The following is a 10000-nucleotide window of genomic DNA, read 5'->3' on the forward strand; positions in this document are numbered from 1 at the left end:
GCAGCTGGAATAAAAACTGAATTAAACCACCTAAAAATACCCCCCAGGCAATAGCTTCAGCCGGGTTTTGCATCTGTGGAGCTAAATAAATAGCGGCACCTATCATGGCAATATTTAAAAACACCGGTGTAAAAGCCGCGACCGCAAACTTGTTATAGGTATTCAGCACTGCCCCAGACAAGGCAACAAAGGTGATAAACCATAAATACGGAAAAGTAATTTTTAATAGGAAACTGGCCTGCAGATATTTGTCACCCTCTGGAGCACCATCCAGATAGGCACTAAACCAGCCCGCGCCAAACAACATCATCAGTACAGGAGAACCAATTACTGCAAGTAATGTCACACCGGTCACTACAATACCTAAGGTCCCGGCGGCTTTGGCGATTAGTTCCCTTACAGCATCGTCACCATGTTTTTCTTTTACTTCAGCCAGTACAGGCACAAAAGCTTGCGAAAATGCACCTTCAGCAAATAAACGTCGTAAAAAATTAGGAATACGGTTAGCCATAAAAAATACGTCGGCCATAGCACCCGCACCTAATACATTGGCGACAATCACATCACGAACTAAGCCCAGAACCCGTGAAATAAGGGTCATAAAGCTTACGATCATGCCTGATTTTAATAATTTTCCTGACACGGACTGCTCCTGCAACGACATTTCTGCTATTTTCACCCGAGTCAAACTGGATTACCAGCCAAGTGCTGATTTTATTCTGCAATCAGTCAAGGAAAGCATTTGACAAGGGCCTACAAAATAGGCATATTATGCGGCCTTTAAAGGTCCCGGTTTAGTTTTTAGGAGTGTTACCTTGGCTAACATTAAGTCTGCTAAGAAGCGCGCTATTCAATCAGAAAAGCGTCGTCAGCAAAACGCAAGTCAGCGCTCAATGATGCGTACTTTCATGAAGAAAACATACGCTGCAGTGTTAACTGCTGACTTAGCTGCTTCACAAGAAGCGTTCAAAAAGATGGTTCCAATTTTGGATCGTATGGCGGACAAAGGTCTGATCCATAAGAACAAAGCTGCCCGTCATAAGTCACGCTTAAACGCACACGTTAAAGCTTTAGCTACTAAAGCTGCGTAATATCAATAGGCTGTTGTCCGCAACAGCTTATTGTGAAAGTGCAATAAAAAAACCACCGCAAGGTGGTTTTTTTATTCGCTACCATCCATGGTGCTCACCCTTAAGGGCCATCGTCGCTTCGCTCCAATGTTAACAATTGCTCCATGCCATTGTTTATTCGCCGTCGTCTATGACGCTATCCGGCCAGTGGGCACAGCCACTGGCGCTCAGTCGGGCATTGCCAAACTGTTGGCAATGCTATTTCCGCCTTCACCCTTCGGGCCAACGCATTGCGTTGTTCAAAATTGCTCCCGGCAATTTTGTATTCGCTACCATCCATGGTGCTCCCCCTTAAGGGCCATCGTCGCTTCGCTCCAATGTTAACAATTGCTCCATGCCATTGTTTATTCGCCGTCATCCATGACGCTATCCGGCCAGTGGGCACAGCCACTGGCGCTCAGTCGGGCATTGCCAAACTGTTGGCAATGCTATTTCCGCCTTCGCCCTTCGGGCCAGCTAAAGCCTCTGCCAGTTTTTTATTTCTTCTCACAATAGAGTTTATGCAGCAGTCCAATCAAAGCGACTGCCTCTTCACTGTGAATACGATAAAACACGGTTTGCGCTTCTTTGCGGGTTTTAACCAGTTTTTGTCGTCTGAGTACAGCTAAGTGCTGAGACAAAGCCGACTGACTTAAACCCAATTTTTCATTCATTTCGGTGACTGATAGCTCAGACTCCAACAAATAACACAAAATCAGCAAGCGGCGTTCATTGGAAACCGCCTTCAGCAGCTTGGCTGCCTGCGCCGAATTCTTCAGCATTTCTTCCAATTTCATTTTGTTGCTTCTTTGATCTAAAAACGACATTATGCCGCCGCGTAGTCTGCTGAAACAATACGATCTATTCTCATCTGTCGTGTTTCAGGCTGTACCTGACTCATAGCTGCTCTACAGATGACGTCTGCCTGCAGCGAAGCTGAGAACAAAAAAACCGGGCAGACAACCAACTGCCAGTCTGAGCTTTTGGTCGCAATAGCGAGAGAAGCCTATGTTCTGACATGCTACATTGTCCACACAATCAGACTACAGGGTGCACAACAAAGATGAAATTTTGGCGTACGATCATTTCCAGCGCTTTATTTGCTCCAGCCGCTTGGGCTGCCACCACAGCGCTTTCATTAGACCAGGAGTTAGCCTATAAGCTGGTAGAGTCTCTGACCGTTGAAGTGGGACCGCGCATAGCTGGCAGCGAAGCGGACCGCAGAGCGGTGCAGTGGGCTGTAACTAACTTAAAACAGCTGGGTTATGACAAAGTATGGACTGAAGAATTTGATATGCCTGGTTGGACCCGCGGCCAGGCCAGCCTTGCAGTGGTCTCGCCATTTACACAACCTTTTGTCCTGACTTCATTAGGCGGCTCCGTTGGAACGCCTGCCACAGGTATTACCGCCTCTGTGGTGATGTTTGACAGTATTGAAAGCCTCGAAAAAGCCGATGCGGCATCAGTTAAAGGTAAAATTGTTTTTATTAATAAGCCAATGGCCAAAGACAAATCAGGCTCCTTTTATGGTCAGGTGGTCGCGGCTCGCTCCCGTGGTGCCGTGGAAGCTGCAAAGCTGGGGGCCGTGGCTATAGTGATTCGTTCTGTGGGTACCAGCAATAACAGATTTGCACATACCGGAACTATGAAATACGACGAGACTATTCCTAAAATTCCTGCTGTGGCCATCTCTGTGCCTGATGCACAGAACCTGGAAAAGATGCTGAAGCTTGCACCAAATGTAGAATTAAAACTACAAATGGAAAACCAACTGCACACCGCCACCAGCCACAACGTCGTAGCTGAAATTACCGGGACTGAAAAACCAGAAGAAATTGTGCTGATCAGTGGCCATCTGGATTCTTGGGATCAGGGCACAGGGGCTTTGGATGATGGTGCAGGAGTGGCTTTAGCTATGGCGACCGGCGCTTTAATTAAACAAAAAGCCAGACCTAAACGTACTATCCGTGTTGTGTTATATGGTAATGAAGAAGGTGGATTATTAGGTGCAAGAGCCTATGCAGCAAAGCATCATAACGATCTGGCGAAACATGTATTAGCTGCCGAGTCCGATTTTGGTGCAGGCCGCATCTGGCAAATTGAAAGCCGTTTTGGTGACAAATCTTTGCCCTTTGCTAAAGAGCTTCAACAAAAACTCGCTCATCTGAATATTGCTTTAGGCGGCAATACCACCTATGGCGGACCTGATGTTTCTGTATTAGCTCAGGCTGGTGTGCCCGTAGTGGCGTTATCTCAGGATGGCACCGACTATTTTGACTATCACCACACCCCAAATGACACCCTGGACAAAATAGATCCGGATTCCTTAAAACAAAACTTGCAAGCCTGGCTCATCATGACCGAAACTGTCGCCAACAGCACAGTTAACTTACGTCACTAATGGCCAAACAAATCAAAAAGGCCTCGTTATTAAGCGAGGCCGATAAACAAAAACTATTAAAAAAAGCTGGCAACAAAAAGCCAATATCCCAAACTCAGACTGCCTCGCCAATTCAGAGTATTCGCTCGACTTCGCGTTATGCAACGGACGCATCTGAAGATGAGCAAACCAAAGCTTCAAGCTCGTTCCTGGTTAAAGTATGGCTTGGTTTGGTCGCCATTCTGTTGGCTGCTTTTGTGCTAGCGCCTAAACCTCAACTGCTGGAATACCAAAGTGCAGGTTTAGTCACTCAGAGTATCTATATTCCAGGTTGGTTTGGTAAACCCGGTACTATTTTAGATACCAATCAACGTGCCATTCTAGCTGAAGATGAGCAAAGTCTGTATTTATGCTTTGAAGGCCAAAGTAACGAACAATGTGCTAAATACCAATTACGTAAAGAACAGGGCCTCATTGCCGCTGCTATGTTTTGGTATTCATCGCGCCCCTGACACTGATTTTTACAATCAGGAATTTCGACGCCAGCAAATCCGGCATAACCAAAGTTGTATCCCCAGCACCAGAAAAATCATAGCTGAGGGATACAGCAAAAAGCTCTGGGCATAGTTAAATAGCAAAACCCCACTAGTCAGATAAATAAAAGGCTGCAATTCATAACACCAAAACGGTAAAGCCCCCGCTCCTCTAAATTTTACGCCGTATGGGCTACGGCGTTTGTCCGAACGTATCACCCAAACCACTGCGCCAATAAAAATCAGAGCCACACCGGACAAGGCAGCAGTCCAGTGCTGCAACCATAAAGCCGTTTGTGCACCGCTGACTACATAGAGATAAGGCAAAGTTTCATATAGACGTTCGGGAATCATCCTGCATTCCTCCAGAAGATTGGCCTTAGTCAAGTATAGCCAAAAGTTAATCACATGTTATTTATTGGTATAATTTGTTTCATAAAAACAGGAAGCTGGCAGTGAGCCACCAATTTTATCTGGTTGAAACCGTGCCGGATGAAGGCAAAACCTGGTTTCATTACTGCGACTTCAACTGGGCTAGGTATATAATGAGGCAATCCTCAGTCGGCTTAACGCGGAGTAGTAAGAATGCAGAACGAAGAGCTGGACTTATTTTTACAGGAAATGGCTGGAGTTAAACGCTTAAATGCGGACGCTCTGGCAGATCTTAATGGCGAGCACAATCCGACTCTGGCGCAGTTGGCCAGACGTAAAGCCGCAGAACAGGAAATGGACTATGATCCCAATTACCTGAGCATGGAATATGTTGACCTGGTTGCGCCTGACGATGTGATCGCATACAAAAAAGATGGTGTACAAGACGGCGTCTATAAAAATCTGCGACTAGGTAAATACCAGATGGATGCAACCTTGAACCTGCTTGGAAAAACTCTGGTAGAAGCGCGTGCCGCTTTATTTAGTTTTATCGCAGATTGTCATCAGCGCGGTATACGGACGTTGTTGATCCATCATGGCATGGGACGTGATAGTAAACCTCATCCAGCCATTCTGAAAAGTTACTGTTTTAAATGGTTGCCACAAATACCCGAAGTCTTAGCCTGCCATACAGCTCTTAAGCCTCATGGTGGTTACGCCGCCACTTACGTACTATTGCAAAAAAATGCAGAACAAAAACGCGAAAATCGCGAAAGACATCAGAAAAAATAGCAAGCTGATTTTCAAAGCGATTAGAGCGATAAAAACCAAAGCCAACAAAGCTGCAGCTTCAAGTAAGCAGGGTTATACCCAAAGTAATTGGAGTTGCAGTGAGGCGGCAAGTGAGCGAGACCCCATGAACATAGTTGTCCTATGTGATTGGGGCGAGAAGCGCAGCCAACAAAGCTGCAGCTTCAAGTAAGCAGGGTATATACAAATACCCCCAAACTGCGGGGGTATCTGGTCAGTACTATCCTTTGACTGACTGCTGTCCCTGAGAGCTATGAGTCACCTCATTTGCTTCAGCCTTTGTGAGAAAAGCCGACAATGCCATTAACAACACCAAAATGGCGATTGCAGTAAAGCCAAAACCGCGACTGGACGCTTTACGCATACAAAACCTCAGACTAAAAAATATTGTTATTGTTCTTGCTTTTTTGTGGATCTTGAGCAATCCAAAACCAGTGTAGACAACTTGTTGTTTAGTTACAAGATTTACAATCATTTACAGATGATTTTCTGATAAAGAGACAAGCAGGGACGCTCAATGCGTCGCTGTTTTTTCGCTTTTAATGGCATTCTTTAGCTTTTTGCAGCAAGTTTTTGCCGTAAAGTTGTAATAGCCTGACGGGCTGCATCCTGCTGCAAACTATAAAACTGCTGCTGATACTCAAATTCTACCGCCTGGCTATGCTCTTTACATTGTAGTAACTGACGCATAGAGCTTTTGGTTTGTCTGACTAAAGCAGTGGGTACAACAGCTAAATCTGCAGTCATCGCCAAAGCCCGCGGCAATAACTGCTCAACCGGCAATACTTCTTTGACTAAACCATATTGCCAGGCTTGTTCTGCCGTTAGTTTTTCACCACAAAACAGCATTGCCATGGCTTGTTGCCAACCAATGAGTTGGGGCAATAACCAGCCATGGCCACCACCAGGGTGCAGAGCCAGCTGAAAAAAACGACTATCAAACCAGGCTTCTTTACTGGCTAAACGAATGTCACAAACCATTGCCAGATTCATTCCCGCCCCTACCGCTGGGCCGTTAACTAAGGCTATGGTAAGCAGCGGGCAATCGGCAACCTGACTGAAAGCCTGATACAGCTGTTTGAGTTCAGTTCCGTCTCCATCAACCGCATGTTGCAATACGGCCAGATCCGCACCGGCACAAAAAGCGCGCTCAGTCCCCATCACGCATAAAACTTTTAGCTCATGATCTAAGCTCAGCTGATGTACTGCTGATGCAATCTGCAGAGCGATATCAGGCGTTAATAAATTACGTTTTTCAGCCGCTGTCAGTTGCAAAACGGCAACATGACCATGTTTTTCAATGATAAAACTGCTCATCAGTAGCCTCTTTCCCTATTGACCAGATGCTTTAAAGGTAGTCCATTTAGGGTACGTTGATAATTTTCCACAATCTGATGAATAGCCGTATCGACATTAGTGACAGCCGAACAATGAGGTGTGACGAGAACCGCAGGATGTCGCCAATAAGGATCAGAAGCTGGCAAAGGCTCTTCGCGAAACACGTCCAGGCAAGCCGCCTCTAGCTGACCTGCATCTAGCGCCGCTAATAACGCACCATCATCGACTATGGCACCACGGGCTACGTTAATAAAAATAGCGCCTCGTTTAAACAGAGAAAAACGTTCTGCATTTAAAAAGTTGGTTGTCTCAGCGGTCAGAGGTACTAAACATATCACCAGATCGGCCTCTGCCACAGCCTGCAAAAAGCCTGAGTCACCGCTATAACACGCTATGCCATCCAAATGCTTTGCGCTGCGCGACCAGCCACTGACCTGATAGCCTTGCAGCACAAAATGCCGCGCCGCGGCCTGCCCCAGCTCACCTAAACCCAAAATACAAATCTGTTTTATCTGGCGGGGGCTTTTTGGCTTCCACAACTCCTGGTGCTGCTGACGCTGAAACAAGTCCAGCCTTAACTGGTAATGCAGCACTATACCGGCCAGATAATTCACCATTGAAGCTGCCAGAGCCGGGTCGACAATTCGACTTAGTGGCAAGTCAGGCAAAGTAGGATCTGACACTATGCTATCTACACCGGCACCAAAAGACTGCAGACTTTTTAAATTACTTAACGCCGCCAACGAGCCTGCCGGCTGCTTCCAGACTACGGCCATTTGCACCTGCTCTGGCGCGCTGTAGTTGGGCCATTGCTGGATCAGTACCCCGGGTAATAGGGCATTGAGCTTTTCTACTAACGTATCTAATTTTCGATCGGGGATCACCAGGGCTATCGACATCAGTTCACCAAAGCTTCAAGTTTTCGTCATATCTCTGACATGGGTTCATCTCATTCTACCCGAGCCTGAAGAACCAAGGCCAACAATTCGCAGGAGCTTTGTATGCTGCATTGTCGAACTATCTTCTTGTCTGACATTCATTTAGGAAATAAAGATTGTCAGGCTGCCTATCTGCTGAACTTTCTGAACCAAACCAAAGCCGACACTATTTACCTGTTGGGCGATATCCTCGACCTCTGGGCTATGCAAAAACAAGTGTGCTGGAGTCCTGAACAAAATGCGGTGATCCAAAGTCTGTTAGCCAAAGCCGATCAAGGCACTGAAGTGATTTATATTCCAGGCAATCATGATGAAGAATTCCGCCATTGGGCTGGCCGCCAGTTCGGTAACATTAAACTGCAACTGCGGGGCTGCCACACCACAGCTCTTGGCAAAAAGCTGTTGTTATTGCATGGCGACGAATTTGATAAAGAAGTGAACTTTGGTCGTTTTCATGCCTGGCTCGGCGACAATCTTTACGACTTTTTGTTGTTCCTCAATCGTTGGAGCAACAGACTTCGCCGTGCTTTGGGTGGACGTTATTTTAGTCTGGCCGCTTTTATAAAAAGCAAAGTACCAGGCGCTCAGCAGGCAATAGCCCGCTACCGTGATGCAGCAGTAGCTAAGGCTAAACGCAGTGGTTTTGATGGTGTGGTCTGCGGCCATATCCACCATCCGGAAATTAGCCTGCAGGATGGCATTATTTACTGTAATGACGGTGACTGGATCGATAACTGCACAGCATTAATAGAGCAGCAGGACGGCTCTTTAACACTCTATCACTGGACTGAACAAAGCCATACGCTGGCGGCTATGCCTATAGCAGTGCTGGCAGAGGAACAACCTGCTCAAAGCAAAGTTGCCTGAGCAGGCCTCTTGTATCTGACACTACGGCGTCGTTGACTGTATTCATTCGCCCCAGTCATTTGTCGCCTCCCTGCAGTTTCAGGTGTCTTGGGTATACGCAGCCCACTCTGATTAAAACTTCTACAAAAAGCCATAAATCTGACGCATTTTTGTCATCTTAACCTCCTATTCTCAACACAGATAATGGTTCTTACAGAGACAAAACTATGATCAGTGTTGACCAAATGATGCAAACGCATCTGCCAAAACTCGAACAAAAACCCTGGTTAGCTAAACCGGTCAAAGGCGCCTTACGCCAGTTGCTGCATGAGCAGGAATTTATTGCTTTTGCTAAACGTTATCCGCATTTACAAGGTATTGAATTTGTAGAACAAGTTCTGGATTACTTTAACTTTGCTTACGCAGTACGTGACAACGAAGTAGAACGTATTCCTAGCACAGGCCGGGTTGTGATTATAGCTAACCACCCAATAGGTTCTTTGGATGGCTTAGCTCTGATTAAACTAGTGCGGGATATCAGACCTGATGTAAAAGTGATAGCCAATCAACTATTGATGGCGGTTGAACCTCTGCATTCCCTGCTCTTGCCTGTCAATAATATGAGCGGTGGCACTGAACGCAGTCGTATTGACCGTATCAGTGATCATTTAGCTGCAGAGGGGGCGCTGATTTTATTTCCGGCTGGTGAAGTGTCTCGCTTAAAGCCAAACGGTATCAGAGATGGTAAATGGCATGGCGGATTTTTACGTTTTGCCATGAATGCAAAAGCTCCTATTCTGCCTATTTACATAGACGGCCGTAACTCTGCCATGTTTTATGGCGCATCTATGATCTACAAACCGCTGGCCACCATGCTGCTGGTGCAGGAGATGTTTAACCAGAAGCATAAAAATATAGCGATGCGCATTGGTGAGCAGATCCCTTATGACAGCTTTGCCCATTTGCAGTTAGAAACCCAGGCCAAAGTAAAGTTATTTAAAAAGCATTTGTATCGTCTGGCAAAAGACAAATCGCCGCTGTTTAAAACTCAAACCGCTATAGCTCATCCAGAAGACCGCATCCTGCTGAAAAAAGCAGTAGAAGCTTGTCCGTTGCTGGGAGAAACCAGTGATGGCAAACAAATTTATTTATACCAGTATCAACAAAGCTCGCCTGTACTGCGTGAAATTGGTCGGTTACGTGAAATTGCCTTTAGAGCCGTAGGTGAAGGCAGTGGTCAGCGCCGCGATATAGATCAGTTCGACAGCTACTACGAGCAGCTGATTTTATGGGATAAAGACGACTTAGAAATAGTAGGAGCTTACCGTTTCGCCAACACAGCTAAAGTGATGGCAGACAAAGGCATGGCGGGATTGTATACAGCCTCATTGTTCCGTTTTAATCAGGCAATGACGCCTTATTTAGATCAAGGTCTTGAACTTGGCCGCAGCTTCGTACAACCGCGGTATTGGGGTAAACGTAGTCTGGACTATTTATGGTATGGCATAGGGGCTTACCTCAAGCAAAACCCAGATATACGTTATTTGTTTGGAGGTGTCAGTTTATCCAATAGTTACCCCAAAGCGGCGAGAGACTTGATGGTGTATTTCTATAGCCTGTATTTCCATTGCCCTGAACAAAGTGCGGTACCTAATATACCTTATGAATTGCCAA

At 46.1% G+C, this 10000-nt stretch carries 12 protein-coding genes; 6 read left to right on the forward strand and 6 right to left on the reverse strand.

Annotated features, from left to right (window positions below; all coding sequences use genetic code 11):
- On the reverse strand, positions 1-643 hold a 643-nt coding region (gene murJ / locus LDL40_RS03215), incomplete at its 3' end, for a murein biosynthesis integral membrane protein MurJ (protein WP_300993655.1).
- A gap of 172 nt (positions 644-815) precedes the next feature.
- Here murJ and rpsT point away from each other — a divergent pair.
- Positions 816-1091, forward strand: coding sequence for a 30S ribosomal protein S20 (gene rpsT, locus LDL40_RS03220; protein WP_008900529.1), 276 nt, complete (start codon positions 816-818; stop codon positions 1089-1091).
- 515 nt (positions 1092-1606) lie between these two features.
- Here the strand turns inward: rpsT and LDL40_RS03225 are convergent.
- Complete coding sequence (locus LDL40_RS03225; protein WP_233011044.1) at positions 1607-1906, reverse strand: metalloregulator ArsR/SmtB family transcription factor; 300 nt, start codon at positions 1904-1906, stop codon at positions 1607-1609.
- Positions 1907-2172: 266 nt separating this feature from the next.
- Here LDL40_RS03225 and LDL40_RS03230 point away from each other — a divergent pair, with 266 nt between their 5' ends.
- Positions 2173-3510 (forward strand): M20/M25/M40 family metallo-hydrolase, encoded by a 1338-nt coding sequence (locus LDL40_RS03230; protein ID WP_300993658.1) that lies wholly within the window; start codon positions 2173-2175, stop codon positions 3508-3510.
- Positions 3510-4001 carry a hypothetical protein gene (locus LDL40_RS03235; RefSeq protein WP_300993659.1) on the forward strand — a complete coding sequence of 164 codons (492 nt, stop codon included), beginning with the start codon at positions 3510-3512 and terminating at the stop codon, positions 3999-4001. The genes LDL40_RS03230 and LDL40_RS03235 overlap by 1 nt, the downstream gene beginning before the upstream one ends.
- A gap of 15 nt (positions 4002-4016) precedes the next feature.
- Here LDL40_RS03235 and LDL40_RS03240 read toward each other — a convergent pair whose 3' ends face one another.
- Positions 4017-4376 (reverse strand): hypothetical protein, encoded by a 360-nt coding sequence (locus tag LDL40_RS03240; RefSeq protein ID WP_300993660.1) that lies wholly within the window; start codon positions 4374-4376, stop codon positions 4017-4019.
- Between the two features lie 231 nt (positions 4377-4607).
- On the opposite strand from LDL40_RS03240, the gene smrA reads away from it, so the two are divergent.
- Positions 4608-5186: a DNA endonuclease SmrA gene (smrA, locus tag LDL40_RS03245; protein ID WP_300993661.1), complete on the forward strand. Its 579-nt coding sequence runs from the start codon at positions 4608-4610 to the stop codon at positions 5184-5186.
- A 238-nt stretch (positions 5187-5424) separates the two neighbouring features.
- Here smrA and LDL40_RS03250 read toward each other — a convergent pair whose 3' ends face one another.
- The 3 genes from LDL40_RS03250 to LDL40_RS03260 all read right to left on the reverse strand — a co-directional run bounded on the left by LDL40_RS03250 (position 5425) and on the right by LDL40_RS03260 (position 7441).
- Positions 5425-5568 carry a hypothetical protein gene (locus LDL40_RS03250; protein ID WP_300993663.1) on the reverse strand — a complete coding sequence of 48 codons (144 nt, stop codon included), beginning with the start codon at positions 5566-5568 and terminating at the stop codon, positions 5425-5427.
- 188 nt (positions 5569-5756) lie between these two features.
- On the reverse strand, positions 5757-6521 hold the full coding sequence (locus LDL40_RS03255) for an enoyl-CoA hydratase-related protein (RefSeq protein WP_300993664.1): 765 nt from the start codon (positions 6519-6521) through the stop codon (positions 5757-5759).
- The gene (locus LDL40_RS03260; RefSeq protein WP_300993665.1) at positions 6521-7441 is read right to left on the reverse strand and encodes a glyoxylate/hydroxypyruvate reductase A; all 921 of its coding nucleotides are present in this window, start codon (positions 7439-7441) and stop codon (positions 6521-6523) included. Before LDL40_RS03260 ends, LDL40_RS03255 begins: the two co-directional genes overlap by 1 nt.
- Before the next feature lie 102 nt (positions 7442-7543).
- Between LDL40_RS03260 and LDL40_RS03265 the strand changes: the two genes are divergently transcribed.
- Both LDL40_RS03265 and LDL40_RS03270 read left to right on the forward strand, forming a co-directional pair.
- Positions 7544-8347 carry a UDP-2,3-diacylglucosamine diphosphatase gene (locus LDL40_RS03265; RefSeq protein ID WP_300993666.1) on the forward strand — a complete coding sequence of 268 codons (804 nt, stop codon included), beginning with the start codon at positions 7544-7546 and terminating at the stop codon, positions 8345-8347.
- A gap of 206 nt (positions 8348-8553) precedes the next feature.
- The coding region (locus LDL40_RS03270) for a lysophospholipid acyltransferase family protein (RefSeq protein WP_300993667.1) at positions 8554-10000 on the forward strand (1447 nt) is incomplete at its 3' end.

Origin of the sequence: Rheinheimera sp. (assembly GCF_020217005.1) — a bacterium.
Classification (GTDB): domain Bacteria; phylum Pseudomonadota; class Gammaproteobacteria; order Enterobacterales; family Alteromonadaceae; genus Pararheinheimera.

What these genes read in the sequence shown, in the direction of transcription:
- LDL40_RS03225 (WP_233011044.1), bottom strand. Translation starts at nt 1,906, where the DNA reads ATGAAATTGGAAGAAATGCTGAAGAATTCGGCGCAGGCAGCCAAGCTG.
- LDL40_RS03230 (WP_300993658.1), top strand. Translation starts at nt 2,173, where the DNA reads ATGAAATTTTGGCGTACGATCATTTCCAGCGCTTTATTTGCTCCAGCC.
- LDL40_RS03235 (WP_300993659.1), top strand. Translation starts at nt 3,510, where the DNA reads ATGGCCAAACAAATCAAAAAGGCCTCGTTATTAAGCGAGGCCGATAAA.
- LDL40_RS03240 (WP_300993660.1), bottom strand. Translation starts at nt 4,376, where the DNA reads ATGATTCCCGAACGTCTATATGAAACTTTGCCTTATCTCTATGTAGTC.
- smrA (WP_300993661.1), top strand. Translation starts at nt 4,608, where the DNA reads ATGCAGAACGAAGAGCTGGACTTATTTTTACAGGAAATGGCTGGAGTT.
- LDL40_RS03250 (WP_300993663.1), bottom strand. Translation starts at nt 5,568, where the DNA reads ATGCGTAAAGCGTCCAGTCGCGGTTTTGGCTTTACTGCAATCGCCATT.
- LDL40_RS03255 (WP_300993664.1), bottom strand. Translation starts at nt 6,521, where the DNA reads ATGAGCAGTTTTATCATTGAAAAACATGGTCATGTTGCCGTTTTGCAA.
- LDL40_RS03260 (WP_300993665.1), bottom strand. Translation starts at nt 7,441, where the DNA reads ATGTCGATAGCCCTGGTGATCCCCGATCGAAAATTAGATACGTTAGTA.
- LDL40_RS03265 (WP_300993666.1), top strand. Translation starts at nt 7,544, where the DNA reads ATGCTGCATTGTCGAACTATCTTCTTGTCTGACATTCATTTAGGAAAT.